General features: G+C 60.5%; 32 protein-coding genes. 3 read left to right on the plus strand and 29 right to left on the minus strand.

Annotated features, from left to right (window positions below; all coding sequences use genetic code 11):
• Positions 1-5 precede the first annotated feature (5 nt).
• From rplO to CCE89_RS00870, 26 genes are all read right to left on the minus strand, one after another.
• Positions 6-497 (minus strand): 50S ribosomal protein L15, encoded by a 492-nt coding sequence (gene rplO, locus CCE89_RS00745; protein ID WP_086436140.1) that lies wholly within the window; start codon positions 495-497, stop codon positions 6-8.
• A 103-nt stretch (positions 498-600) separates the two neighbouring features.
• Positions 601-786: a 50S ribosomal protein L30 gene (gene rpmD, locus CCE89_RS00750; protein ID WP_086436141.1), complete on the minus strand. Its 186-nt coding sequence runs from the start codon at positions 784-786 to the stop codon at positions 601-603.
• Between the two features lie 5 nt (positions 787-791).
• A complete protein-coding gene (rpsE, locus tag CCE89_RS15375; protein WP_143255924.1) occupies positions 792-1640 on the minus strand; it encodes a 30S ribosomal protein S5 in 849 nt (282 codons plus the stop codon).
• Positions 1640-1984, minus strand: a complete 345-nt coding sequence (rplR, locus tag CCE89_RS00760) for a 50S ribosomal protein L18 (protein WP_086436142.1) — start codon at positions 1982-1984, stop codon at positions 1640-1642. The genes rpsE and rplR overlap by 1 nt, the downstream gene beginning before the upstream one ends.
• Before the next feature lies 1 nt (position 1985).
• Positions 1986-2519, minus strand: a complete 534-nt coding sequence (rplF, locus tag CCE89_RS00765; protein WP_086436143.1) for a 50S ribosomal protein L6 — start codon at positions 2517-2519, stop codon at positions 1986-1988.
• Positions 2519-2914 (minus strand): 30S ribosomal protein S8, encoded by a 396-nt coding sequence (rpsH, locus tag CCE89_RS00770; protein ID WP_086436144.1) that lies wholly within the window; start codon positions 2912-2914, stop codon positions 2519-2521. Before rpsH ends, rplF begins: the two co-directional genes overlap by 1 nt.
• Positions 2915-2925: 11 nt before the next feature.
• A complete protein-coding gene (rpsN, locus tag CCE89_RS00775; protein ID WP_086436145.1) occupies positions 2926-3231 on the minus strand; it encodes a 30S ribosomal protein S14 in 306 nt (101 codons plus the stop codon).
• A gap of 25 nt (positions 3232-3256) precedes the next feature.
• Complete coding sequence (gene rplE / locus CCE89_RS00780) at positions 3257-3838, minus strand: 50S ribosomal protein L5 (protein ID WP_086436146.1); 582 nt, start codon at positions 3836-3838, stop codon at positions 3257-3259.
• A complete protein-coding gene (gene rplX / locus CCE89_RS00785; RefSeq protein ID WP_086436147.1) occupies positions 3831-4151 on the minus strand; it encodes a 50S ribosomal protein L24 in 321 nt (106 codons plus the stop codon). The genes rplE and rplX overlap by 8 nt, the downstream gene beginning before the upstream one ends.
• Positions 4151-4519, minus strand: coding sequence for a 50S ribosomal protein L14 (gene rplN, locus CCE89_RS00790; protein WP_086436148.1), 369 nt, complete (start codon positions 4517-4519; stop codon positions 4151-4153). Before rplN ends, rplX begins: the two co-directional genes overlap by 1 nt.
• A 59-nt stretch (positions 4520-4578) precedes the next feature.
• Positions 4579-4869 (minus strand): 30S ribosomal protein S17, encoded by a 291-nt coding sequence (rpsQ, locus tag CCE89_RS00795; RefSeq protein ID WP_086436149.1) that lies wholly within the window; start codon positions 4867-4869, stop codon positions 4579-4581.
• Between the two features lie 11 nt (positions 4870-4880).
• The gene (gene rpmC, locus CCE89_RS00800; RefSeq protein WP_086436150.1) at positions 4881-5096 is read right to left on the minus strand and encodes a 50S ribosomal protein L29; all 216 of its coding nucleotides are present in this window, start codon (positions 5094-5096) and stop codon (positions 4881-4883) included.
• Positions 5096-5530 carry a 50S ribosomal protein L16 gene (rplP, locus tag CCE89_RS00805; RefSeq protein ID WP_086436151.1) on the minus strand — a complete coding sequence of 145 codons (435 nt, stop codon included), beginning with the start codon at positions 5528-5530 and terminating at the stop codon, positions 5096-5098. Before rplP ends, rpmC begins: the two co-directional genes overlap by 1 nt.
• Before the next feature lie 21 nt (positions 5531-5551).
• Entirely contained in the window at positions 5552-6247 is a 696-nt protein-coding gene (rpsC, locus tag CCE89_RS00810; RefSeq protein ID WP_086436152.1) for a 30S ribosomal protein S3, read from the minus strand.
• Position 6248: 1 nt separating this feature from the next.
• The gene (rplV, locus tag CCE89_RS00815; protein ID WP_086436153.1) at positions 6249-6626 is read right to left on the minus strand and encodes a 50S ribosomal protein L22; all 378 of its coding nucleotides are present in this window, start codon (positions 6624-6626) and stop codon (positions 6249-6251) included.
• Complete coding sequence (gene rpsS, locus CCE89_RS00820; RefSeq protein WP_086436154.1) at positions 6626-6901, minus strand: 30S ribosomal protein S19; 276 nt, start codon at positions 6899-6901, stop codon at positions 6626-6628. Before rpsS ends, rplV begins: the two co-directional genes overlap by 1 nt.
• Positions 6902-6907: 6 nt before the next feature.
• The gene (gene rplB / locus CCE89_RS00825) at positions 6908-7744 is read right to left on the minus strand and encodes a 50S ribosomal protein L2 (RefSeq protein ID WP_086436155.1); all 837 of its coding nucleotides are present in this window, start codon (positions 7742-7744) and stop codon (positions 6908-6910) included.
• 11 nt (positions 7745-7755) lie between these two features.
• Positions 7756-8064: a 50S ribosomal protein L23 gene (locus tag CCE89_RS00830; RefSeq protein WP_086436156.1), complete on the minus strand. Its 309-nt coding sequence runs from the start codon at positions 8062-8064 to the stop codon at positions 7756-7758.
• Entirely contained in the window at positions 8057-8680 is a 624-nt protein-coding gene (rplD, locus tag CCE89_RS00835) for a 50S ribosomal protein L4 (RefSeq protein ID WP_086436157.1), read from the minus strand. The genes CCE89_RS00830 and rplD overlap by 8 nt, the downstream gene beginning before the upstream one ends.
• A 2-nt stretch (positions 8681-8682) precedes the next feature.
• The gene (gene rplC, locus CCE89_RS00840) at positions 8683-9510 is read right to left on the minus strand and encodes a 50S ribosomal protein L3 (RefSeq protein WP_086436158.1); all 828 of its coding nucleotides are present in this window, start codon (positions 9508-9510) and stop codon (positions 8683-8685) included.
• A 260-nt stretch (positions 9511-9770) separates the two neighbouring features.
• Positions 9771-10082 (minus strand): 30S ribosomal protein S10, encoded by a 312-nt coding sequence (gene rpsJ, locus CCE89_RS00845; protein WP_086436159.1) that lies wholly within the window; start codon positions 10080-10082, stop codon positions 9771-9773.
• Between the two features lie 356 nt (positions 10083-10438).
• Positions 10439-11629 carry an elongation factor Tu gene (gene tuf / locus CCE89_RS00850; protein ID WP_086436160.1) on the minus strand — a complete coding sequence of 397 codons (1191 nt, stop codon included), beginning with the start codon at positions 11627-11629 and terminating at the stop codon, positions 10439-10441.
• 91 nt (positions 11630-11720) lie between these two features.
• Entirely contained in the window at positions 11721-13814 is a 2094-nt protein-coding gene (gene fusA, locus CCE89_RS00855) for an elongation factor G (protein WP_086436161.1), read from the minus strand.
• Positions 13815-13855: 41 nt separating this feature from the next.
• Positions 13856-14326, minus strand: coding sequence for a 30S ribosomal protein S7 (rpsG, locus tag CCE89_RS00860; protein WP_086436162.1), 471 nt, complete (start codon positions 14324-14326; stop codon positions 13856-13858).
• Between the two features lie 138 nt (positions 14327-14464).
• Positions 14465-14836 carry a 30S ribosomal protein S12 gene (rpsL, locus tag CCE89_RS00865; RefSeq protein WP_007164630.1) on the minus strand — a complete coding sequence of 124 codons (372 nt, stop codon included), beginning with the start codon at positions 14834-14836 and terminating at the stop codon, positions 14465-14467.
• A gap of 482 nt (positions 14837-15318) precedes the next feature.
• On the minus strand, positions 15319-15975 hold the full coding sequence (locus tag CCE89_RS00870; protein WP_086436163.1) for a PilZ domain-containing protein: 657 nt from the start codon (positions 15973-15975) through the stop codon (positions 15319-15321).
• A gap of 185 nt (positions 15976-16160) precedes the next feature.
• On the opposite strand from CCE89_RS00870, the gene CCE89_RS00875 reads away from it, so the two are divergent.
• Both CCE89_RS00875 and CCE89_RS00880 read left to right on the plus strand, forming a co-directional pair.
• On the plus strand, positions 16161-17798 hold the full coding sequence (locus CCE89_RS00875; RefSeq protein WP_143255925.1) for a tetratricopeptide repeat protein: 1638 nt from the start codon (positions 16161-16163) through the stop codon (positions 17796-17798).
• A gap of 330 nt (positions 17799-18128) precedes the next feature.
• Positions 18129-18719 carry a hypothetical protein gene (locus tag CCE89_RS00880; RefSeq protein WP_086436165.1) on the plus strand — a complete coding sequence of 197 codons (591 nt, stop codon included), beginning with the start codon at positions 18129-18131 and terminating at the stop codon, positions 18717-18719.
• Positions 18720-18825: 106 nt separating this feature from the next.
• On the opposite strand, the gene CCE89_RS00885 is transcribed toward CCE89_RS00880, so the two are convergent.
• Genes CCE89_RS00885 through CCE89_RS00895 form a run of 3 tightly spaced genes read right to left on the minus strand, consistent with a single transcriptional unit; the run spans position 18826 to position 21631 of the window.
• On the minus strand, positions 18826-19476 hold the full coding sequence (locus CCE89_RS00885; protein WP_086436166.1) for a TadE/TadG family type IV pilus assembly protein: 651 nt from the start codon (positions 19474-19476) through the stop codon (positions 18826-18828).
• Complete coding sequence (locus CCE89_RS00890; protein ID WP_086436167.1) at positions 19473-20102, minus strand: TadE/TadG family type IV pilus assembly protein; 630 nt, start codon at positions 20100-20102, stop codon at positions 19473-19475. The genes CCE89_RS00885 and CCE89_RS00890 overlap by 4 nt, the downstream gene beginning before the upstream one ends.
• On the minus strand, positions 20099-21631 hold the full coding sequence (locus CCE89_RS00895; RefSeq protein ID WP_086436168.1) for a TadE/TadG family type IV pilus assembly protein: 1533 nt from the start codon (positions 21629-21631) through the stop codon (positions 20099-20101). Before CCE89_RS00895 ends, CCE89_RS00890 begins: the two co-directional genes overlap by 4 nt.
• A gap of 534 nt (positions 21632-22165) precedes the next feature.
• On the opposite strand from CCE89_RS00895, the gene CCE89_RS00900 reads away from it, so the two are divergent.
• A complete protein-coding gene (locus CCE89_RS00900) occupies positions 22166-23152 on the plus strand; it encodes a transglutaminase-like cysteine peptidase (protein ID WP_086436169.1) in 987 nt (328 codons plus the stop codon).
• The last annotated feature ends 13 nt before the right edge of the window (positions 23153-23165 follow it).

Here is a 23165-nt window from a genome sequence, read left to right on the forward strand (position 1 = left end):
TCGCTTCAGTCTGCCTTTTCAGCAGCTTTTTCGGCTTTCGGCGCGGTCACTTCGACGCTGCCGCCAGCCTTTTCGACCGCTGCAATGGCGCCCTTGGTGGCGCCGGTGACGACGAACTTGGCCTTGGCCTTGATCTCGCCCTTGCCGAGGAGACGAACTCCGTCCTTGCCGCCGCGGACCAGACCGGCCTCGCGCAGCGCTTCTTCGGTGATGTCCTTCTTGCCATCGAGCTTCTTGGCATCGATGAACTTCTGGACCATTCCGATGTTCACTTCGGCATAATCCTTGCCGAACGGGTTGTTGAAGCCGCGCTTCGGCAGGCGCATGTGAAGCGGCATCTGGCCGCCTTCGAAGCCCTTGATGGCGACGCCCGAACGGCTCTTCTGGCCCTTCTGGCCACGGCCACCGGTCTTGCCCTTGCCCGAGCCGATACCGCGTCCTACGCGGATACGGCCCTTGCGGGCGCCTTCGTTGTCACGGATTTCGTTAAGTTTCATAATTCTGCACTCGCTTTCGCTTTCAATGCCCCGATCAAGGGGTTCGCGCTAAAAGGAAGCGGCCCGGTACGCGACCGGGCCACCTGATTCAAGATTTAAGCGATCAATCGACCACTTGGACAAGATGCGGGATCTTGGCGATCGCGCCGCGCACCTCGGGGGTGTCCTGGCGCTCGACGACCTTGTGCATCTTGTTCAGCCCAAGACCGATGAGGATCTTGCGCTGGCTTTCGGGACGGCGGATCGGCGAACCGACCTGCTTGATCTTGATGGTGCTGTTCTTCGCCATCGATCTTACTCCACTACAGCGGCGGCGTCGGCTTCAGCCTCGGCCTCGCTTGCGCCACCACGGCCGAGAAGGTCGGCGACCTTCTTGCCGCGACGCTGGGCCACCGACTTCGGCGAAGTCTGGTTGGTCAGCGCGTCGAAAGTGGCGCGGATCATGTTGTAGGGGTTCGACGTACCGACCGATTTGGTCACGACGTCGGCAACGCCCAGGCTCTCGAACACGGCGCGCATCGGACCGCCGGCGATGATGCCGGTACCCGGAGGCGCTGTGCGGACGGTGACCTTGCCGGCACCGAAACGGCCATTGCCGTCATGGTGAAGCGTGCGCCCTTCCTTGAGCGGGACGCGGATCATCTTCTTGCGCGCAGCAGCGGTCGCCTTGGTGATGGCTTCCGGCACTTCGCGCGCCTTGCCATGACCGAAGCCGACGCGGCCCGAACCGTCACCCACGACGACCAGCGCTGCGAAGCCGAAGCGCTTACCGCCCTTCACCGTCTTCGAGACGCGGTTGATGTGGACGAGCTTCTCGATGATGCCGTCGTCTTCTTCCTCGCGGCGATTGCCACGACGGTTGTCACGACCACCGCGGCCACGGCCACGATCGTTGCCACCGCGATTGTCACGCCCACCACGGCCCTGACGGCCACGCGGCTGACCTTCGGCGCCCTGTGCCGGCGACTGGTTGTCGGCAGCTTCGGACGGCGTGTCGGCGATAGCCGGCTCTTCGTGAGTCACGGCGTGTTCGGTTTCCGCTTCGGCCTTGGTTTCCTCAGCCTTGGCTTCCTCGGCCGGAGCTTCGGTGGCTGCGGTCTCTTCGACCTGTGCTTCTTCGTTTTTCTTGTCGTCTGCCATCATCAGAACTCCAGCCCGCCTTCACGAGCGGCATCGGCCAGCGCCTTGACGCGGCCATGGAACAGAAAGCCACCGCGATCGAACACGACGGTGGTCACGCCAGCCTTCTTGGCGGCTGCGGCGATGTCCTTGCCGACCTGGCTGGCGGCTTCGACATTGGCACCGGAGTTCTTCGCGCCCAGCGTCGATGCGGCGGCAAGGGTCTTGCCTTCCGTATCGTCGATGACCTGCGCGTAGATGTGCTTGCCGGTACGGTGAACCGACAGACGCGGCTTGTCACCGGCACGGCTGCGGATCGCGGTGCGAACACGCCGGCGGCGGCGTTCAAAGAGAGAAAGCTTTGCCATCTTACTTCTTCTTCCCTTCCTTGCGGAAGACATATTCGCCCTGGTATTTGATGCCCTTGCCCTTGTACGGCTCAGGCTTGCGCCAGCGGCGGATTTCGGCGGCGAGCTGGCCCACGGCCTGCTTGTCGATACCCGAAACTACGACGGTGGTGGCGTCAGGCGTGGCGACTTCGAGGCCCTCGGGCACTGCGATGTCGACATCGTGACTGAAACCGAGCTGCAGGTTCAGGGTCTTGCCCTGCGCCTTGGCACGGTAACCAACACCCGAAATCTCGAGCGTCTTCGAAAAGCCTTCGGTGACGCCTTCGACGAGGTTCGAAACCAGCGTGCGCTGCATGCCCCAGTAGGAACGCGCCTGCTTGGTGTCGTTGGCCGGGTTGACCTGGATTTCCTCGCCTTCGACCTTGTAGTCGATGAGGTCGGAAAGGCCCATCGAAAGGGTGCCCTTCGGCCCCTTAACGGTCAGCGTGCCGTTCTCGATATTGGCGGTAACCCCGCTCGGGATCGCCACCGGCTTCTTGCCAATGCGGCTCATCAGAACACCTCCGCCAGCACTTCGCCGCCGACGTTTTCGTTGCGTGCTTCGTTGTCCGAAAGCACACCCTTGGGCGTCGAGACGATGGTGATGCCAAGGCCGTTGCGGACCGTCGGAAGCTCTTTCGAGCCCGAGTAGATCCGGCGACCCGGCTTGGAGACGCGAGCGACATGCTTGATCGCAGGTTCGCCCTCGAAATACTTCAGTTCGATACGCAGCGCCGGGTGCTTGCCCGACGCATCCTCGGAATAGCCACGGATGTAGCCTTCGCGCTGGAGCACTTCGAGGACGTTCGCACGCAGCTTGGAAGCGGGCGAGAGGACGGAGTCCTTCTTGGCCTGCTGACCATTGCGGATGCGGGTGAGCATATCACCCAGGGGATCGGTCATTGCCATTGTCTAGATCCTCACCAGCTCGACTTGGTCAGGCCCGGGATCAGGCCCTTGTTACCAAGGTCGCGCAGTTCGATGCGGTTGATGCCGAACTTGCGATAGTAGCCGCGCGGGCGGCCGGTGGTTGCGCAGCGGTTGCGGACCCGGGTCGGGTTTGCATTGCGCGGGATTTCGGCCATCTTCAGGCGCGCGATAAGACGTTCGCTCTCGTCGAGCGAGGTATCGTCCGCAATCGCCTTCAGCTTAGCGTACTTGTTTGCGTACTTCTTAACGAGCTTCTTACGACGCTCGTTCTTGTTGATGGAACTCAGTTTCGCCATTGGACTTAAGCTCTCCTGCAGCGGCTTACGCCGCTTCCTTTTCTTCGGCTTTTTCTTCAGCCGGGAACGGGAAACCGAACAGCTTGAGCAGTTCCCGGGCTTCCTCGTCGGTTTTAGCGGTAGTGGTGACGATGATGTCCATGCCACGCACCTTCTCGATCTTGTCGTAGCTGATCTCGGGGAACACGATCTGTTCCTTGAGACCCATCGCATAGTTGCCATTGCCATCGAACGACTTGGGGTTGAGCCCACGGAAGTCGCGGATGCGCGGCATTGCGATCGTCACGAGACGGTCGAGAAACTCGTACATGCGGTCACGGCGCAGGTTGACCTTGCAACCGATCGGCATGCCGTCGCGCAGCTTGAACTGTGCGATCGACTTCTTTGCCTTGGTGATGACCGGCTTCTGGCCGGCGATCAGCGCCATTTCTTCAGCAGCGGTCTGGACCTTCTTCTTGTCCTGGCTCGCTTCGCCCACACCCATGTTGAGCGTGATCTTTTCGAGACGCGGGACTTCGAGGCGGTTCTTGTAACCGAACTTCTCGGTCATCGCCTTGACGATCTGGTCTTCGTACTTCTGCTTCAGGCGGGGGGTATAATCAGCCATCGATGGTCTCCCCGGATTTCACGGCAACGCGCACCTTTTTGCCGTCCTTCGTTTCGAAACGGACGCGGGTGGGCTTGCCATCTTTCGGATCGGCCAGCGCAACCTTGCTGATGTGCATCGGCGCTTCGAAGCGATCGATGCCACCCTGCGGGTTGGTCTGGCTCGGCTTGCGGTGACGGGCGGCGATGTTGACGCCTTCAACCACGATCTTGCCGTCTTTCGGCATGACCTGCTTGACGGTGCCCGTCTGGCCCTTGTCCTTGCCGGACAGGACGACGACGCTGTCACCCTTCTTGATCTTTGCACCGGCCATTAGAGCACCTCCGGAGCGAGCGAGACGATCTTCATGAAGCCGCGGCCGCGCAGTTCGCGAACGACCGGGCCGAAGATACGGGTGCCGATCGGCTCCTCGCTCTTGTTCACCAGGACAGCGGCATTGCTGTCGAAACGGATAACGCTGCCATCGGGACGGCGGACGTCCTTCTTCGTGCGGACGATAACCGCACGGTGAACGTCGCCCTTCTTAACCTTTGCACGCGGCTGGGCTTCCTTGACGGAAACCACGATCACGTCGCCGACGGACGCAGTACGGCGCTTCGAGCCACCCAGTACCTTGATGCACTGGACGCGCTTGGCGCCGCTGTTGTCCGCGACGTCGAGATTGGATTGCATCTGGATCATCGATCCGGTTCCTTCTCATTGGCTTGCCAGAACCAGTCTGGCAGTTCCTAACGTCTAACTCAGTTGCTTGCGGCTTCGACATCCAGGTCGGCTTCCACCGCCTGCGTGCCGCCAGCCTGTACCCGGTCCTTCACGGCCCAGGTCTTGGTCTTCGAAATCGGCTTCGTTTCCTCGATGCGGACAACGTCGCCAATCGTGTACTCATTTGCTTCGTCGTGAGCGTGGTACTTCTTCGAACGACGGATGATCTTCCCGTAGAGCGGGTGCTTCACCTTGCGTTCGACCAGTACGGTCACGGTCTTGTCGGTCTTGTCGGAGGTGACAGTCCCGATCAGGATGCGTTTCGGCATTGTCTAGCTCCTCAAGCCTTCGCTGCCGAAGCAGCGCGTTCGTTCTGAAGCGTCTTGATCTTGGCGATCGTGCGACGCACTTCCTTGATCCGCGCCGGCGCTTCGAGCTGGTTCGTGGCAGCCTGGAAACGCAGGTTGTACTGCTCACGCTTGAGCTCGGTCAGCTCTGCGGAGAGCTGATCGTCGGACTTGGCGCGAAGATCTTCGATGACGTTCTTGTCGGCCATCAGTTACCTCCCAGGTGCGAGGTGTCGCCCATGCGGGCCACGACCTTGGTCTTGATCGGCAGCTTCATCGCGGCACGCTCGAAAGCGAGTGCGGCGAGCGGACCGGGAACACCGTCGAGTTCGAACAGGATGCGGCCCGGCTTGACGCGAGCGGCCCAGTATTCGACCGAACCCTTGCCCTTACCCTGACGGACTTCGGCAGGCTTCTTCGACACGGGAACATCGGGAAACACGCGGATCCACAGACGGCCCTGACGCTTCATCGCGCGGGTGATCGCACGACGAGCCGCTTCGATCTGGCGCGCGGTGAGACGCTCGGGCTCGAGAGCCTTGAGGCCATAAGCGCCAAAGTTCAGCGTGGTACCGCCCTTCGCGTTGCCGTGAATGCGGCCCTTGAAGGCCTTGCGGAACTTGGTTTTCTTCGGTTGCAGCATTTTCTCTTACCTATTCTGCAATCAGCGAGCCGGACGCACGCCGGAAGTCTGAGCTTCCATCATGAGGCGGTCGTGCGCGGTCGGATCGTGAGCGAGAATCTCGCCCTTGAAGATCCACACCTTGATGCCGATGATGCCGTAAGCGGTCAGCGCTTCGGTTTCGGCATAGTCGATGTTCGCACGCAGCGTGTGCAGCGGAACGCGACCTTCGCGATACCATTCGACGCGGGCGATTTCAGCGCCGCCGAGACGGCCACCGCAGACGATCTTGATGCCTTCCGCACCCAGACGCAGCGCCGATTGAACGGCACGCTTCATGGCGCGGCGGAATGCAACACGGCGAACCAGCTGGTCGGCCACGCCCTGGGCGACGAGCTTGGCGTCGATTTCCGGCTTGCGGATCTCGACGATATTCAGCTTCACTTCGCTTTCGGTCATGGTCGCAAGCTTGGTGCGCAGCTTTTCGATGTCTGCACCCTTCTTGCCGATGATGACGCCGGGACGCGCAGCATAGATCGAAACGCGGCACAGCTTGGCCGGACGCTCGATCACAACCTTCGAGATCGCTGCCTGCGGCAGGTTCTCGACGATGTACTTGCGGATCTCGATGTCTTCCTTGAGCAGCTTCGCATAGTCACGCCCTTCGGCGTACCAGCGGCTGTCCCAGGTACGGTTGATCTGCAGGCGCAGACCGATCGGATTGCTCTTCTGACCCATCTTATGCCTCTTCCTCTTCGCGTACCACGATCCGCAGCTTGCTGAACGGCTTCAGGATACGCGTCGACTTGCCGCGGCCACGGGTGTGGAACCGCTTCATGGTGATCGACTTGCCAACCGAAGCTTCGGCCACGACCAGCGCATCGACATCCAGGTTGTGGTTGTTTTCCGCATTCGCGATCGCCGAAGCGAGCACCTTGCTGGCATCCTTCGCCATCGCGCGCTTCGAGAAAGCGAGGATGTTGAGGGCCTCTTCGGCCTTCTTGCCACGGATCAGCTCGGCCACGAGGTTCAGCTTCTGCGCACTGCCACGAATGGTCGTGCCGACAGCCAGCGCCTCGTTATCCGCAACGCGGCGGGGAGACTTTGCCTTGCCCATTATCGCTTGCCCTTCTTGTCGGCAGCATGGCCCGGGAAGTTGCGCGTCGGAGCGAACTCACCAAGCTTGTGACCGACCATTTCTTCCGAAACGGAGACCGGGATGAACTTCTGCCCGTTGTAGACGTTGAACGTCAGACCAACGAACTGCGGGAGAATGGTGCTGCGGCGCGACCAGGTCTTGATCGGCTTGTTGCCACCACTCTCTTGTGCGTCCTCCGCCTTCTTCAGAAGGCTGAGTTCGACGAAAGGACCTTTCCAGACGGAACGTGCCATCGTGTCTTACCTCTTCTTCTTGGCGTGGCGCGAACGGATGATCATCTTGTCCGTCTGCTTGTTCTTGCGGGTACGAGCGCCCTTGGTCGGCTTGCCCCACGGAGTGACCGGGTGACGACCGCCCGAGGTCCGGCCTTCACCACCACCGTGCGGGTGATCGACCGGGTTCTTGGCGACGCCGCGGGTCAGCGGCTTCTTGCCCTTCCAGCGCGTGCGGCCGGCCTTGGCAAAGTTCTGGTTCTGGTTGTCAGGGTTCGACACCGCACCAACCGTACCCATGCAATCGGCGCGCAGGTAACGCTGTTCGCCCGAGTTGAGGCGCACGATGACCATGCCGCGGTCGCGACCGACGATCTGGACATAGGTGCCTGCGCTGCGCGCGATCTGGCCGCCCTTGCCCGGCTTCATCTCCACATTGTGGCAGATGGTGCCGACCGGCATCTGGCTCAGAAGCATGGCATTGCCAGGCTTCGTGTCGCAACGCTCGGCAGCCACGACCGTATCGCCGACAGCGAGACGCTGAGGACAAAGGATATAGGCCTGCTCGCCGTCCTCATACTTGATGAGAGCGATGAACGCGGTGCGGTTGGGATCGTACTCGATGCGCTCGACCGTCGCGGGAACGTCCCACTTGCGGCGCTTGAAGTCGATGAAGCGGTACTTCTGCTTGTGACCGCCACCGATGCCACGCGAGGTGACATGACCCTTGTTGTTCCGGCCACCGGTCTTGCGCTTGCCTTCCGTGAGCGACTTGACCGGCTTCCCTTTCCAGAGACCGGTCTTGTCGACCAGGATGAGACCGCGGCGCGCGGGGCTCGTCGGATTGTAGTTCTTGAGTGCCATCTTTCTCGCCCTCAGATACCGCTCGTGATGTCGATCATTTCGCCCTCAGCGAGGGTGACGATCGCCTTCTTCACGTCGGTGCGCTTGTAGGGTTTGCCCCTCCAGCGCTTGCTCTTGCCCTTCATCACGAGCGTGTTCACGCCCACGACTTTCTTGTCGTAGATCGCTTCCACCGCTTCCTTGATCTGCGGCTTGGTCGCGTCGCCAGCCACCTTGAACACCACAGCATTGTGCTCGGAAGCCATGGTCGACTTCTCGGTGATGTGCGGTGCCAGAATGACGTCGTAGTGACGCGCGTCGACTTCCTGCTTCTTAGCCATTGAAGCGCGCCTCCAGCTTTTCGACAGCGTCCTTGGTCAGGACCAGCGTGTCGTGGTTGAGAATGTCATAGACGTTGGCGCCCATGGCGGGGAGAACATTGACACCCTTGAGGTTGCCAGCGGCCTTCTTGAAGCCGTCGTTCACGGTCTCGCCGTCGATCACCAGGACCTTGCCGTTCCAGCCGGCCTTGTCGAAGTGACCCTTGAGAGCCTTGGTCTTGGCGTCCTTGAGCTCGAGGCTATCGACGACCACAAGACCGTCCTTCGCCTTACTCGAAAGCGCCATCTTCAGGCCGAGCGCGCGGATCTTCTTGTTGAGCGACTGCTCGAAGTCACGCTTGCGCGCGCCGTGCGCCTTGCCGCCGCCGATGAAGATCGGAGCGCCGCGGTCGCCGTGGCGTGCGCCACCCGAACCCTTTTGGCGGCCGAACTTCTTGCCGGTGCGGTTGACATCCGAACGCTCACGCGTCGGACGAGCGGTGGCACGGCGGTTTTCGAGTTGCCATGTGACAACGCGGTGCAGGATGTCGGCACGCGGCTCGACGCCGAACACATCGTTGTTCAGCTCGATATCGCCCGACGCCTTACCGTCGATTTTCTGGACCTTGACCTTCACGATCAGGACTCCTTGCTCTCATCCGAGCCGGTATCGGCTTCGGGTGCTTTGGTTTCTTCAGCCGGAGCGTCAGTTGCCTCGGGAGCAGCATCCTGCTCAACCGGGGTCTGCTCTTCAGCTGCCGGAGCTTCCGCCTCGGGCTTCGCAGCCGCAGGATCGAAGATCGCAGCCGGGAACGGCAGGTCTTCGGCAGCCGAAAGCTTCACCGCATCGCGAACGAGCAGCCAGCCATTCTTCGAGCCAGGGACCGAACCCTTGACGAAGATGAGGCCGCGGTCGGCGTCGGTGCGGACGATTTCGAGGTTCTGCTGGGTGCGCTGACGGTCGCCCATGTGGCCGGCCATCTTCTTGCCCTTGAACACGCGGCCCGGATCCTGACGGTTACCCGTCGAACCGTGCGAGCGGTGGCTGATCGAGACGCCGTGCGTCGCGCGCAGACCTCCGAAGCCCCAACGCTTCATCGCGCCGGCGAAGCCCTTACCCTGGGTGTGACCGGTGATGTCGACCTTCTGACCGGCAACGAAGTGCTCGGCACTGATGGTCGAGCCAACCGGCACCAGGCCGTCTTCGCTTTCGACGCGGAACTCGGCAACGCGCTTCTTCAGGCCGGTTTCGGCCTTGGCGAAGGCTTCGCGCTGCGGCTTGTTGACATTCTTCTGCTTGGCCTCGCCCGCACCGAGCTGGACGGCGAAATAGCCATCACGCTCTGCAGTACGGTGCGAAACGACCTGGCAGTCTTCCAGCGAGAGAACGGTCACGGGAACGTGACGTCCATCCTCCTGGAACAGGCGGGTCATCCCGACTTTCTTTGCGATAACGCCAGTGCGCATCGTATCGAACTCCTAACACAGAGGCACACGAGGCCCATCCCCGGGTGCTTGCCAGCCTCAAAGTTGATACGTCGCCCCGTCCGGGCTGAGCGCCCTCCCCACCAGCACGGCGGGAGAGCTAGACGGGGGACGCAGCCCGGATCAGATCCGGCGGTATCCCTATGTCTTGCCGGATCTTGTCGATCCAGCGGGGCCATATGGAGCCCCAAAAATCCCTGGTCCGTTTTACGTCCTGCCAGAAGGACGGAAAATCAGTTGGCTCAGGCCAGCTTGATTTCGACGTTCACGCCCGCAGCGAGATCGAGCTTCATCAGCGCGTCGACGGTCTGGGCGTTGGGCTGCACGATGTCGAGCAACCGCTTGAAAGTGCGCACCTCGAACTGCTCACGCGACTTCTTGTCGATGTGCGGACCGCGGTTCACGGTGAACTTCTCAATGCGCGTCGGCATGGGAATGGGGCCGCGAATGAGTGCACCCGTACGACGGGCGGTTTCTGCGATTTCGCCAGTTGCCTGGTCGAGAACGCGGTGATCGAACGCCTTGAGGCGAATGCGAATATTCTGAGCTTCCATTACCTACACCGATGCGAAAGAGCCAAATGCGAGCCGTTTCCAACCCACAAAAAGAAAGGCCAGCCCCGCTGGAACCCGGTTTCCCGGAACGGGCGACCTTTGCATGAATTCGTTATGTCCGGAGACGAATCTCCGTCTGTGAGCGCGCATATACGTCCGAGGTCCGTATCTGGCAACCCGTTTTCCGGGGAATTTCCGAAGAATGTTCCCCTTGGAAAATCCCTGACGACAAACCGCGCCGAAGCGCCGGTCAACCACCAGGAGGAGAGCGCTACCGAAAGGACACCGCTCTCATAAAAAGTCTGGGGCCCGCCACCCCGAAGAATGGCGAGCCCCGAAACTTTGCGATCAGAAGATTACTTCGTGATCTTGGCAACGACGCCCGAACCAACGGTGCGGCCGCCTTCGCGGATTGCGAAACGCAGACCTTCGTCCATGGCGATCGGAGCGATCAGCTTGACGTTGATCGACACGTTGTCGCCCGGCATCACCATTTCGGTGCCTTCCGGAAGAATCACTTCGCCGGTCACGTCAGTCGTACGGAAGTAGAACTGCGGACGGTAGTTGGCGAAGAACGGCGTGTGACGGCCACCTTCGTCCTTCGAGAGGACGTAGACTTCTGCGCTGAACTCGGTGTGCGGCGTAACCGAACCCGGCTTCGCGAGAACCTGGCCACGCTCGACGTCGTCACGGCCGGTACCACGAAGCAGGGCACCGATGTTGTCGCCAGCTTCACCCGAATCGAGCAGCTTGCGGAACATTTCGACACCGGTGACGGTGGTCTTCTGCGTGTCGCGGATGCCAACGATTTCGACTTCGTCGCCAACATTGACCTTGCCGGTTTCGACACGGCCGGTGACAACCGTACCACGACCCGAGATCGAGAAGACGTCTTCGATCGGCATCAGGAAGTTCTGATCGACCGGACGATCGGGCTGCGGGATGTGCTCGTCGACAGCTTCCATCAGGGCAATGATCGAATCCTTGCCGATGTTGTCGTCACGGCCTTCAAGAGCGGCGAGAGCCGAACCCTTGACGATCGGAATGTTGTCGCCGTCGAAGTCGTAGCTCGAAAGCAGTTCGCGAACTTCCAGTTCGACGAGCTCGAGGATTTCCTCGTCGTCAACCTGGTCGACCTTGTTCATGTACACGACCAGAGCCGGAACGCCGACCTGACGGGCAAGCAGGATGTGCTCGCGGGTCTGCGGCATCGGGCCGTCAGCAGCGTTCACAACCAGGATCGCGCCGTCCATCTGTGCCGCACCGGTGATCATGTTCTTCACGTAGTCGGCGTGACCCGGGCAGTCGACGTGCGCATAGTGACGCTTGTCGGTTTCGTATTCGACGTGCGCGGTCGAGATGGTGATGCCGCGCTCACGCTCTTCCGGAGCCTTGTCGATGTTTGCGAAGTCGACAGCTGCACCGCCATAGGTTTCAGCCATTACCTTGGTGATAGCCGCAGTCAGCGTGGTCTTGCCGTGGTCGACGTGACCGATGGTGCCGATGTTGCAGTGCGGCTTGTTCCGCTCAAATTTTTCCTTAGCCATTTCTCAAATTACCTCTGAGTTGAAATTAGTTTTCCGCGGGAGAGGACGGCACCCGCTGAATCAGGCGCCGCCCCTAGACCGTGTCGCTCGCTTAGGCAAGCTTCTCCTTGACTTCTTGTGCGACGTTCGCCGGCACTTCGTCATAGTGGCTGAACTGCATCGTGTACTGGGCACGGCCCTGAGTGAACGAACGCAGCTCGTTGACGTATCCGAACATGTTGGCGAGCGGGACGAATGCCTCGACCGCCTGAGCGTTGCCGCGGCTGTCGGTGCCCTGGATCTGGCCCCGACGGCTGTTGAGGTCGCCGATGACGTCGCCAAGGTAATCCTCGGGAGTCACGACTTCCACCTTCATGACCGGCTCAAGCAGCTTGATGCCTGCCTTCTCGGCCACTTCGCGCATAGCGCCGCGACCGGTGATCTCGAACGCCACCGTGCTCGAGTCGACGTCGTGATACTTGCCGTCGACAAGGCGGATGGTGAAGTCGATGATCGGGAAGCCGACCAGATGGCCGCTTTCAGCCTGCTCGCGCATGCCCTTCTCGACCGACGGGATGTATTCGCGCGGAATGTTACCGCCCTTGACCTCGTCTTCGAAGATGATGCCCTGGCCGCGTTCACCCGGGGTGACGATGACCTTGGCTTCACCGAACTGACCCGAACCACCCGACTGTTTCTTGTGGGTGTAGGTCACTTCGACTTCACGGCCGAGCGATTCGCGGTAAGCCACCTGCGGCGCACCGACGTTTGCTTCGACCTTGAACTCGCGCTTCATGCGATCGACGAGGATGTCGAGGTGAAGCTCGCCCATGCCCTTGATGATCGTCTGACCGCTTTCGTGGTCGGTCGATACGCGGAAGCTCGGATCCTCGGCAGCCAGGCGGTTGAGCGCAACGCCCATCTTTTCCTGGTCGGCCTTGGTCTTCGGTTCCACCGACAGCTCGATAACGGGTTCCGGGAACTCCATGCGTTCGAGGATGATCGGCTTCGAAGGATCACACAGCGTGTCGCCGGTGGTGGTTTCCTTGAGACCTGCGATCGCGACGATGTCGCCGGCGAATGCTTCTTCGATGTCCTCGCGGTTGTTGGAGTGCATCAGCAGCATGCGGCCGATCTTTTCCTTCTTGTCCTTCACCGAGTTCAGGACCGAGCCCTTGGAGAGCTTGCCCGAATAGATACGGGTGAAGGTGAGCGTGCCGACGAAGGGGTCGTTCATGATCTTGAAGGCCAGCGCGGAGAACGGCGCATCGTCATCCGACGGACGCATGTCTTCTTCTTCGCTGTCGGGCTTCACGCCCTTGATGGCCGGAACGTCGAGCGGCGACGGCATGTAGTCGACCACGGCGTCGAGCAGGGGCTGGACGCCCTTGTTCTTGAACGCCGAGCCGCACAGGACCGGAACGAAAGCCTGCGCCATGGTGCCCTTGCGGATGAGGCGCTTGAGCGTTGCCGCATCCGGCTCTTCGCCTTCGAGATAGGCTTCCATCACATCATCGTCCTGCTCGACGACGGTCTCGATGAGCTTCTCGCGATATTCTGCAGCCTTGTCGGCGAGGTCGGCAGGGATGTCGACATAGTCGAACTTCGCGCCGAGGTCCTCGGCCTGCCACACGATGCCGCGATTGTTGACGAGGTCGACAACACCCTGGAGGTCGCTTTCCGCACCGATCGGCAGGTAAAGCACCAGCGGGTTCGCGCCGAGACGATCGACGATCGACTGCACGCAGTAATAGAAGTCGGCACCGGTACGGTCGAGCTTATTGATAAAGCACATTCTCGGCACTTTATACTTGTCGGCCTGGCGCCAGACAGTCTCGGACTGCGGTTCAACACCGGCAACGCCGTCGAACACGGCGACCGCGCCGTCGAGTACGCGCAGCGAACGCTCGACTTCAATCGTGAAATCTACGTGGCCGGGCGTGTCGATGATGTTGATGCGGTGCTTGGGGCCTTCGCCATCTTCGGCCGACCAGAAGGTCGTCGTCGCAGCGGAGGTAATCGTGATACCGCGCTCCTGCTCCTGCTCCATCCAGTCCATCGTCGCAGCGCCATCGTGCACTTCGCCGATCTTGTAGGACTTGCCGGTGTAGTAGAGGATACGTTCGGTAGTCGTGGTCTTGCCGGCATCGATGTGGGCCATGATGCCGATGTTGCGGTACCGCTCGAGCGGATAATCGCGTGCCATTTTCAATCTCCATGAGGGGGGCTGCCCCTCGTAAATAGGTGTTACCAGCGATAATGCGAGAAGGCGCGGTTGGCGTCAGCCATACGGTGCGTGTCTTCGCGCTTCTTGACGGCATTGCCGCGGTTGTTGGCCGCATCCATGAGCTCGCCCGAGAGGCGTGCCGACATGGTGGTTTCCGCACGACCGCGCGCGGCCGAGATCAGCCAGCGGATCGCGAGAGCCTGGGCACGCTCGGGACGAACCTCGACCGGCACCTGATAGGTCGCACCACCGACACGGCGGCTGCGCACTTCGACCTGCGGCTTCACATTGTTGAGCGCTTCGTGGAACAGCTGAACCGGATCGGCCTTGGCCTTGTTCTCGACCGTATCGAGAGCGCCATAGACGATGCGTTCTGCAGTGGACTTCTTACCGTCGAGCATGAGGTTGTTCATGAACTTCGACAGGACCTGATCACCAAACTTGGGATCCGGCAGGATGACCCGCTTTTCGGGACGACGACGACGTGACATTTGTTAGAACTCCTTTGGAGTGCGGGCCGGGCATCCGCCCAACCCTTGCGGCTCCGGCCCTCTCCCCCGCCCTTCCACCCGGAATGATATCCGCATGGACAGAAGGGCGCGGGAGAAGACCGTGGCCGCGCTTAATCCTTACTTCGGACGCTTCGCGCCGTACTTCGAACGGCTCTGCTTGCGGTCCTTGACACCCTGCGTATCGAGCACGCCGCGAAGGACGTGGTAACGCACACCGGGAAGGTCGCGAACACGGCCGCCGCGGATCAGCACAACGGAGTGCTCCTGCAGGTTGTGGCCTTCGCCCGGGATGTAGGAGATGACTTCGCGCTGGTTGGTCAGGCGCACCTTGGCGACCTTGCGCAGAGCGGAGTTCGGCTTCTTCGGCGTCGTGGTATAGACGCGCGTGCAGACACCGCGCTTCTGCGGGTTCTGCTCCATCGCAGGGACCTTGGACTTGGCCTTCTGCGGAGTGCGGCCCTTGCGGACCAGCTGGTTGATCGTCGGCATAAGTTACTCTTCACCGTTGTTTCCGGACACGCGGGATTGCATGCCCAGGCTCGCCCACATGGGGCTGGCAACACTTGCAGTTCGTGGTGGGACGCTTCCGGTTCGCCCTGCCCCATAACCCCCCGGAGACGATCCAGGGCCTTGCTGAGGCAATCACGCCGCGCATCGAAGCGCGGCGCTTTGGCGAAACTGAAACACTCCACCCGAACAGCCTCGGCCACCGGGTTACTTTGACGGCTGCCCCCAACTCCCCGATCCGCCCGTCATCCTGAACTTGTTTCAGGAAAACACACGATGGAGAGCCAATAGAATAGAGCCACGCCGCACAAGCGACTGGCCCCCGGGACATGACCGGCAATGTTCAGCTCTATTGACCGAGGATAAGTGGTAGCTCCGCCTCGGATGGCGCGCACTTAGTGGGAATGCGGGGGGAGGTCAAGGGTGAACCAGATCACCGTCGCCCCATCCTGACCGCGTTGGATTCAATCAAATTGAACGCACTCGCTAGAGACAATCTGCTCACGGCAAAGCTGCGCAAGATCCTGCTGGTTGAGCTTGGTCTGGAAACGAATGCCGGTGCGCCGCCCCTCTTTCCACCGCACGGCGGAATTGCAAATCTCGAGTTTGCCGAGAACGACGGTTAGTAGCGCACCTATAGGTAGGTCAGGCAAACCGCGGACGCAGAGCCCGCCCATAGAGATGTTTTCGATCGGCGCGACGTGACAGCTGTTTCCAATCCAGAACTTGGCCGCTGTCGCGCTTGGAAGGCGCAAGGAACGAAACGGCTTGGTGTTTGCGAACGGATCGACCGACCTCTCATTGGCCAGACCAATGCGGTTCCCTTCACGCCAGACGACCTTGGCACTAACTCTGGTTTCACTGTTCCAGAAATAGGCAACCGTTTGATCGAGCGCGAAGAGGTTGGAGACATTGGTCTGATCGACCAATTCGATCATCGCCCCATTCGCCGATTGGTTCTTGATCAAGCCCAGATACACTTGGCCGCCATTCGATACACAGCAGGGGCGATAAGCGAGGTAAGGCCGGTAGTCCTCCCTGCGGTCTGTTTCGCTTTTTGCCTCCGCGTCGGAATAAAGGTTCTGGCAGAACGCCTCGTAAATCTGAACCGCGTGCGACATGTTCGATCCTACTTGGTTGTTGGACCGCCATTTTCCATAAGTGCCTGTTTTAACTCAAGTTTGATACCGTACATGTAACGTTACATTAGGTAGGACTACTGAAAAGCTTAAGTTTTCCGGAGCGATTTTACATTTCATTAATGCACTTTAATCGGTGGCAAATCTACCGACCATAGAGTGTCGCTTTGTCAGCAAATCAAAACTTTGGAACAAGCTTCGAATCGCAATTGCGTCTAGAAGTCAGTCGCATCCTTTCCGACGTGATCTTCGTCAGATCCCCGGTGCAAGCCAGATTGCTTCAGTTTCTGCTTGAACGCTCGGTTTCGGGTGATCCATTGCCCACGCAATATGAAATTGCGGTCGACGCTCTTGGCCGTCCGGACGACTACGATCTAGATTCCGACAGCTATCCTCGGGTCCAAATCTCGCGACTTAGAAAAAACCTCGAGAACTATTACAAGCGCAATCTCCCAGGCAATGAACGTAAGGTAGTCATCGAAAAGGGGCAGTATCGCCTCACCCTAGCTCGCCCGGAAGCCGGTCTATCGGAGAATGAACCCCATGAGGTTGGGGACGAGTGGCTTCGACAGGGTGAACCTGTGCAGAGTTACTATTCCGAAGCGTTCGTTCTGGGAGCAATCTTGATCATAGTTTTTGCCAGCGGCATTTACGCTTGGTCACAGCTCGTATCCGGGGAACCGGAACCCATCGACAAGCCGGCCATAGTTTTCGAACTCGACAACGGTCCCTCAATCGAAGGACTATCCGATCAGCAGCAGCTGGTCGAGAACACGAGAAGCATCGTGGAAAGGCAGCTCAGTAACTCCTTCGTCTCCAAGCTCTTCGATGGAGTGAAAGGAGAAGAGGCCTTCCGCTACCGATTCCAAGTGAGTTTTCGGCTCGAGTCTCCCGAAAATGCGTCTGCTTTCGTGGCCCTCAAAGATCGCGAGAACGAACTCATCTACTCCGGCGACGTGGAATACGATGCCTCAAATCCGTACCAATTCTACAGCGAATTGGAGGGCGTACTCTTATATCTAACTTCGCCGTCAGGGGTCATAGCGATCGAGGAATTGCAGGACGCCGATAACGCGGCCAGTTCCGACTATCTTTGCTTTCTCAGAATCGAGAGTCAGCGGGCGCAACCCGGAATGAGGCGATCATCGATCGACCGGTGCCTAAAAGACTTCCCGGATAGTGATTATGCCGCGTTCTGGTTCGCGCGACGGAGCTATGAGAGGTATCAAGCTGAAATCAGCGATGGGGAGCTGCCTGCGCGTGATGGCGAAGCTTGGTCAGACCTACGATCAGCCCTTGCCATAGACCCGTCGAATGCATTCGCCACGTTTCTAGCTGCGAAGGTCGAACTTGCGCAGGGAAACTGTCAAGCAGCTGACTCTTACCTGCGTCGTTCCTATAGTCGTGCAAGCAGCTATCCCACCCTGCTTGCCTTCATGGAGGCGGACGCTTCATCATGTTCGGCTGGAATTGTGGGGGATGATGAACCAATCGCGCAGATCGCGAGAGTAATCGAACGCAATCCTGATCCGGACCCATTTCTGCATTTACACCTGACGATAGCCGGAATTGCCGGGGGTGATCTGGAAACGGCCAGAACCATTGCTTCTCGACGAGTGCTCTCGCGCCCGACCGGAGTGGTTCAGGAAACCTCTCACCTGCTCCGTCGGTTTCTTATGGAAGGCAAATTGAGCCGGTCCGAAAAACTCAAGCTGCAAGAGAACATCGAGTTGTTCGTTTGGAGCGAAAAGGCGCGGCAAAAGATTGCAATGGCGCTTGAACAAGGCGCGACGACAGGAGCCTAACCAGGTCGTCGCTACGCTTCGCTTCTTTTCAGGCCTGACTGCACTGCCGAGAATCCATTTTCCTACTTGGCTTGATTCTGTTTGATTAGCCTCAAGCGCCGGCGGGGCCATCCGGCCCCTTAGGCTTCCGCGCCATTCGGCGCGACGGCCAGTCGGCCTTGCGGCTCGCTGGTCGCTCGCCGTTATCTCGCCAGATAGGAACCTTGCACCCTGTCTCCTCCCCCGAAAAACAAACGCGCAATCGCAAGGCAGGCGACCAGCGCCGTTGCCTTCGAATACGAACCACCCTCACCCGGCGACCCGATCCTCGACTTCACGCCGGTCCCTCACGTGCGTCCGCGCAAGAACTCCATCACCCCCGATCTCCAGCGCGCCTTCATCGCCCATCTTGCCGCCACAGGCATCGTCACCTCCGCCGCGCGGCACATCGGCCGTTCGATGGAGGCGCTCTACAAACTGCGCCAGCGCCCCGGTGCGGAAAGCTTCCGCGCGGCCTGGGATGCGGCGGTCGATCGCGGGGTCGCCCGGCTGGAGGATTGCGCGCTCGCCCGCGCGATCGAGGGGGAGGAGCGCATGGTCGTCTCCCAGGGCAACCTCATCGGCACCGAGCGTCGGCATAACGAGGGGCTGGTGATGTTCTTCCTGCGCCATCGCAGGCCCGAGCGCTATGGCCCGCAGTCGACCGCCCCCTCCCGCGAGGAGATCGAGGCGGAGCTCTATGCCGAGCTGGAGAAACGCGCGATGGCGGCAGCGCGCGACTACATTTCGCGCGAGCGTAGCCAGCAGGTGGGCGAGCTGATCGTGCTGCTCGAACACATGGTCGCCAACAAGCTGGACGGGCGACCCTTCATCGCCGGCATCGATACGAAGAAAACCATCCGCGAGAACGCTGAAATTCTTCGAACGAAGATTTCAGACTAATCGGCGCGCAGCGCCGCAAGCGTGACCACGCGCCCGCAGCGATGCGACCTTCAGGTCGCGTGAGCGAGGAAATCGCGCGCCGGATGGCGTGCGGAACACAAAACCCTCAATCGCAATCGAGAACGTCGAGGCCCTGGGTGTTCGTGATGTTGTTGTTGAGCCGGCCGCGCACGTTGAACGCGCTCTCGTACCGGATGCGCGGGGCTTCGAACCAGCCCGAGCCGATCAGCGGGACGTAGTCATAGGTCGCCTCGACGAACATCACCGCGGTGCCCTTCATCGCGCCGATCTTGTGCCCGGTGGCGCCGATGCCGTCGGCCAGGTCGCCATTGGTCGCGCCGTCGCCTTCCTCGGCATAGAGCGGGTCGAAGTCGAGGTCGCCCCAGCAGCGCTGCCAGGTGATCGTCTGCCCCGAATTGGTGCCGTTGCGGCCATTGTGCTCGACCGAGGAGAGGACCAGGCGGCCGTTCTCCTGAAAGCCGATGCTCTCGCCGATCGAGTCCGCTCCGGCGAAGACCTCGTAGACGTTCGCCTCGTCGATGCCCGAGGTCTTGCGCCCGGCGTTGTCGGCCACGGTCATGGCGATGTTGCTCACCTTCATGTGGGCGAGCGCGAAATTGGCGAGCTCCAGCCCGCCCATGACGAGCGCGAAGATGATCGGCGCGGCGAGCGCGAACTCGACCATGGCGACGCCGCTTTCATCCTTGCGGATCGTGCGGCGCAGGCGCTGGCGAAGAGAGCGGGCGCGCGTGATCATGCCGGCACTCCGCACAGCACGGGCGGGTTGCCCTGCCCGGCATAGGGCTGGTTGCGGATGGTCGTCTCGAGCGTCATGTCGATCGTGGCGGGCACGTCGATGAACTTGTGCAGCGGCAGGAGGCGCGGCATCTGGACGTTGGCGGTGTAGAACACGACGTCGCTGGCGCCGCCGATACCGTCGCTGCCCGCGTCGGTGTCGAACTCGCCATTGCGGTTGGTGTCCTCCCAGCAGTCGCCGTCTTCCTCGTCATAGGCGCCGTTGCCGTTGACGTCGGTCATCAGCGGTTCCGGATTGCCGATGTCGGAAAAGTCCTGGTAGCTGCGCTCCGTGACCTCGATCGTCGCATCGAGCGCGACCGTTCCGGCGATCTTCTTGACCAGGTTCTCGACCTGCTCGGATGTGTCCGCCCCCTCGGTCGAGAACGAAGGGTTTTCCACCGCCGCGATACGCGCCGCATCGTTGAGCGAACCCTGCATCAGTCCGCGGACATAGCCCTGGTAGCCGAGGTCGATCCCGCCCAGCATGAGGGTGAAGAGCGGGATGGCGAGCAGGCCGAATTCGACCGCGGTCACACCCCGCTCGTCGCGGTGCAAACGGTGGAGGAGAGTGCTTTTCAGGATCATCGGGTCAACCTCAGGTTTCCGATACCCTGGCCGATCTCGGTAAATTTATCCTCAAGATCGTCACCGTCGCTTTCGAAGAAGTGCGCCGAACTGGTCGCGCAAGCCTCGTTGACCGGGTCGTACGTCGTATCGAGCGCGACAACCCAGATCGTCATGCCCATCGACTTCGCCAGCGTGCAGACGTTGCTGAAGCGCTCCTTCAGCTTCGCCGTCACCTGCTGCCAGCTCGGGTTGCTGGGCGAGAAGGTTCCGTCACCTGTCAGGCGGTTCTGCCACCGCTCCACACCGTAGGCTGAATAATGATCCTTCGAACCGTAGATCATCCCGTCGGTGAAGAAGATGATGTGCACGTTGACCGGAACGTCGTTCTTGCGGTTCGGGTTGTTCGAGGCGAGGAAACCATCGCGCGAGGAAAGGCGCACGCCCCACAGCATGCCGATGTCCGAATAGGTGCCGCCCGAAACGCGCGCGGTCACTTCGCCGACGGCGGTTTCGAAAGCGCTTTCGCTGTCATATTCGGCAAAGCCTTTCGACTCCGAAACGCAAGCATCCCAGACATAGCCTTCCTGCGTTGGCGCTTCATAGCGACCGAACTGCAAGTCCTCATCGGTGGCATTGCGGGGTTTTTCGTTGATGTCTTCAATCGTGACGGTCGTCTTGATCACGAACTCGCCATCATTATAGCTTTCGCCGTAGCTCGGGCGTTCCTCGATGCACCCGTCACCCTGGGTCCGGAAACCCTGGATAATCGCGTTGGCATTGGCCGAGCCATTCTGGCCGTTGTTATAGTAGGAATCGCGCGGACCCACTTCCTTGCTTCCGACAAGCTGGGTGGCGCAGTTTCCGTTCGTGTCGCACACCCGCTCGACATCGACGAAGTGCTGCGGGCGGACGATATCCTGGTTGGTGAGCTGGCGCGCCACATTGACCGTCTGCGAGTACGGCACAAAGGCGAAGCGCGTTTCGGACAATGGATTGCCATCGTCCAGCGCGCGGTAAAGCCCCATCACACCCGTGCGCAGGCGGTCGATCTTGGGGTCACCACCAATCGTGGGCGGGTTGAGCATCGAGCTCGTCATGTCGAGCACGAGCATCACGTCGTTGTGACCGAGATCGCGCTTGGCATCGCAGGAGACAGAGAGGTCCATGGAATCGAAGCCGAAGATGAACATCAGCGTGGTCGGGACCGAGCCCGTCGCGGTGCCGATCACCTGCGCTGAATCGTCGGGATCCTGGTCGATCTCGAAACTAACGTCGTCGACGCCATTGGTGCCCGAGGGGAAGTTGAAGTCGAAGAACTTGCGCGCTTCTTCCTCTGTGTCATCAGTCCATTCATCGCCGATCATGGCGAGGCGCCCAGCCAATGCACCGGCATCGCAGGCGTTCTGCAATTGCGCACGCGTGGTGTAGGCGATCGACGCATCGACCCCGCTGCCGATCATCATGGTGATCGGGATAAGTCCGGCGGCGAGCAGCATCAGGGCATTGCCCTGCGTGTCGCGTCCGAGATTGGTCAGAAACTTCTTCATGGTTCTGGCTCCGAGAATTGCGCCTCGAATTAGGGCGCAAACCTTACCAGTGCGTAAAGGACCGGAAGCCTAGGGTTTCTGCGGGTTACAGCCGTTTTAGAGTTTTCTCATATTAACCCTTTTCGCGATGGATATGTTTACCAACTAAATGGGCCAAATAGCGTAATTTGCGCAGGATCATGTGCCTTGCGACAGCTGTGTCAGTCGCCGCAGCAGGCCAGTTCGGGGAAAATTGTAAAACTTTCATTCTGCGGCCAACCGGGTGCACAAGAGCCTGGTCTGCGATTCGCAGCAGCCTTCCGGAGCGGTTCAGGACGCGCCTTCAGCGCGAACCAGACCCATCCCGAATACCTAAGTATTTTGCGGGTAGTCCTGGTGGGCGGGGAAGATCGCATTAACCTTCGAATGGCGCGCATCAGCGCGGATGCCTCGGGTGGAAGGGAACCCGCAGCCTCGATCGGTCAAACTTCCTTAGGAGGAAAGTAACCCTTCCTTGGAACCTGAGAGTAGCGGTTGTGCCCGCATGGGTGCAGCATGTTCAGAAAGCCGCACTCCCTGCCGCTGTTTGCTGCCGGTCTCATGGCCGGGCTTTCGATCGCGCCGACGCAAGCCGCGGCCGCGCCGCTCGCCATAACCGTGCCGAGCGCCATGCCGCTCGCCGCAATCGCGACGACGCAGGCCGCTTGCCTGCCTGGCGCCGTCCAACGCGAAGCCAATGCAGTCCGTACCGTTTCGCCGACCGTCACGATCAGCAAGAGCAGCGCCATCCTCGGGGGACAGATGAGCGCTCTCGAGCGGATGCGGATGCAACAGGCAGGCGCCGCGACCGGGCAGAACGACACGGCGTCGCTCGCGGGGGCATTGCCCGCCGCCACCGCCGCTCTGCCCATCACCGCCCTCGGCTTCAACTGCCCCACCGCGACGCAGGACGATACATCACCGGTACTGTCCGCTGAGCCCCGCACCGCAGGCGCATTCCTCGGCACTGAGCGGGTGAAGATCGGCAAGACCCGTTTCGACCGCGATTGGAAACGCGTGGCGCGCAAGGGCCTGTCCCAACGTGATCTCACCGCCGCGATTGGCGCAGTGCCCGGCGAGCAGGACGCGCTCCTCGGCAAGGTCAACGCCTGGGTGAACAGGGAAATCGCCTATCGTAGCGACAAGGGCGGCGACAATTGGGCCGACGCCCGCTCGACGCTGTCGAAGCGCGCGGGAGATTGCGAAGACTACGCGATCCTCAAGATGCAGATGCTCGCCGCTGCCGGTGTCGAGAAGGATGACATGATGCTCACCCTCGCCCGCGACACGCTGCGCAGGATCGATCACGCCGTCCTGCTGGTTAAGAACGACAGCGACGTATGGGTGATGCTCGACATGCAGAGCGACCGGATCGCACCAGCTTCTGCCGATTATGGCTACAAGCCAGTGATGAGTTTCGCTGGCAACGATAGCTTCTTGCACGGCAGGAAGTACGGGGATCCGGAAAAACGTTCGCCGCGCCGTCTAGCCTTGGCTGACTGATTCTTGGCCTCAA

This window comes from Altererythrobacter xiamenensis, assembly GCF_900177715.1.
In the GTDB taxonomy this organism is placed as follows: domain Bacteria; phylum Pseudomonadota; class Alphaproteobacteria; order Sphingomonadales; family Sphingomonadaceae; genus Erythrobacter; species Erythrobacter xiamenensis.

What these genes read in the sequence shown, in the direction of transcription:
- CCE89_RS00895 (WP_086436168.1), bottom strand. Translation starts at nt 21,631, where the DNA reads ATGAAGAAGTTTCTGACCAATCTCGGACGCGACACGCAGGGCAATGCC.
- CCE89_RS00830 (WP_086436156.1), bottom strand. Translation starts at nt 8,064, where the DNA reads ATGGCTAAGAAGCAGGAAGTCGACGCGCGTCACTACGACGTCATTCTG.
- rplP (WP_086436151.1), bottom strand. Translation starts at nt 5,530, where the DNA reads ATGCTGCAACCGAAGAAAACCAAGTTCCGCAAGGCCTTCAAGGGCCGC.
- rpsQ (WP_086436149.1), bottom strand. Translation starts at nt 4,869, where the DNA reads ATGCCGAAACGCATCCTGATCGGGACTGTCACCTCCGACAAGACCGAC.
- rplV (WP_086436153.1), bottom strand. Translation starts at nt 6,626, where the DNA reads ATGGGCAAGGCAAAGTCTCCCCGCCGCGTTGCGGATAACGAGGCGCTG.
- fusA (WP_086436161.1), bottom strand. Translation starts at nt 13,814, where the DNA reads ATGGCACGCGATTATCCGCTCGAGCGGTACCGCAACATCGGCATCATG.
- rplN (WP_086436148.1), bottom strand. Translation starts at nt 4,519, where the DNA reads ATGATCCAGATGCAATCCAATCTCGACGTCGCGGACAACAGCGGCGCC.
- rpsH (WP_086436144.1), bottom strand. Translation starts at nt 2,914, where the DNA reads ATGGCAATGACCGATCCCCTGGGTGATATGCTCACCCGCATCCGCAAT.
- CCE89_RS00890 (WP_086436167.1), bottom strand. Translation starts at nt 20,102, where the DNA reads ATGATCCTGAAAAGCACTCTCCTCCACCGTTTGCACCGCGACGAGCGG.
- rpsS (WP_086436154.1), bottom strand. Translation starts at nt 6,901, where the DNA reads ATGGCACGTTCCGTCTGGAAAGGTCCTTTCGTCGAACTCAGCCTTCTG.
- rpsL (WP_007164630.1), bottom strand. Translation starts at nt 14,836, where the DNA reads ATGCCGACGATCAACCAGCTGGTCCGCAAGGGCCGCACTCCGCAGAAG.
- rplB (WP_086436155.1), bottom strand. Translation starts at nt 7,744, where the DNA reads ATGGCACTCAAGAACTACAATCCGACGAGCCCCGCGCGCCGCGGTCTC.
- CCE89_RS00885 (WP_086436166.1), bottom strand. Translation starts at nt 19,476, where the DNA reads ATGATCACGCGCGCCCGCTCTCTTCGCCAGCGCCTGCGCCGCACGATC.
- rplE (WP_086436146.1), bottom strand. Translation starts at nt 3,838, where the DNA reads ATGGCTGATTATACCCCCCGCCTGAAGCAGAAGTACGAAGACCAGATC.
- CCE89_RS00900 (WP_086436169.1), top strand. Translation starts at nt 22,166, where the DNA reads ATGTTCAGAAAGCCGCACTCCCTGCCGCTGTTTGCTGCCGGTCTCATG.
- rplO (WP_086436140.1), bottom strand. Translation starts at nt 497, where the DNA reads ATGAAACTTAACGAAATCCGTGACAACGAAGGCGCCCGCAAGGGCCGT.
- rplC (WP_086436158.1), bottom strand. Translation starts at nt 9,510, where the DNA reads ATGCGCACTGGCGTTATCGCAAAGAAAGTCGGGATGACCCGCCTGTTC.
- rpsN (WP_086436145.1), bottom strand. Translation starts at nt 3,231, where the DNA reads ATGGCGAAACTGAGTTCCATCAACAAGAACGAGCGTCGTAAGAAGCTC.
- rpsC (WP_086436152.1), bottom strand. Translation starts at nt 6,247, where the DNA reads ATGGGTCAGAAGAGCAATCCGATCGGTCTGCGCCTGCAGATCAACCGT.
- rpmC (WP_086436150.1), bottom strand. Translation starts at nt 5,096, where the DNA reads ATGGCCGACAAGAACGTCATCGAAGATCTTCGCGCCAAGTCCGACGAT.
- rpsE (WP_143255924.1), bottom strand. Translation starts at nt 1,640, where the DNA reads ATGATGGCAGACGACAAGAAAAACGAAGAAGCACAGGTCGAAGAGACC.
- rpmD (WP_086436141.1), bottom strand. Translation starts at nt 786, where the DNA reads ATGGCGAAGAACAGCACCATCAAGATCAAGCAGGTCGGTTCGCCGATC.
- tuf (WP_086436160.1), bottom strand. Translation starts at nt 11,629, where the DNA reads ATGGCTAAGGAAAAATTTGAGCGGAACAAGCCGCACTGCAACATCGGC.
- rpsG (WP_086436162.1), bottom strand. Translation starts at nt 14,326, where the DNA reads ATGTCACGTCGTCGTCGTCCCGAAAAGCGGGTCATCCTGCCGGATCCC.
- rplR (WP_086436142.1), bottom strand. Translation starts at nt 1,984, where the DNA reads ATGGCAAAGCTTTCTCTCTTTGAACGCCGCCGCCGGCGTGTTCGCACC.
- rplF (WP_086436143.1), bottom strand. Translation starts at nt 2,519, where the DNA reads ATGAGCCGCATTGGCAAGAAGCCGGTGGCGATCCCGAGCGGGGTTACC.
- rplX (WP_086436147.1), bottom strand. Translation starts at nt 4,151, where the DNA reads ATGGCCGGTGCAAAGATCAAGAAGGGTGACAGCGTCGTCGTCCTGTCC.
- rpsJ (WP_086436159.1), bottom strand. Translation starts at nt 10,082, where the DNA reads ATGGAAGCTCAGAATATTCGCATTCGCCTCAAGGCGTTCGATCACCGC.
- CCE89_RS00870 (WP_086436163.1), bottom strand. Translation starts at nt 15,975, where the DNA reads ATGTCGCACGCGGTTCAGATTTACGAGGCGTTCTGCCAGAACCTTTAT.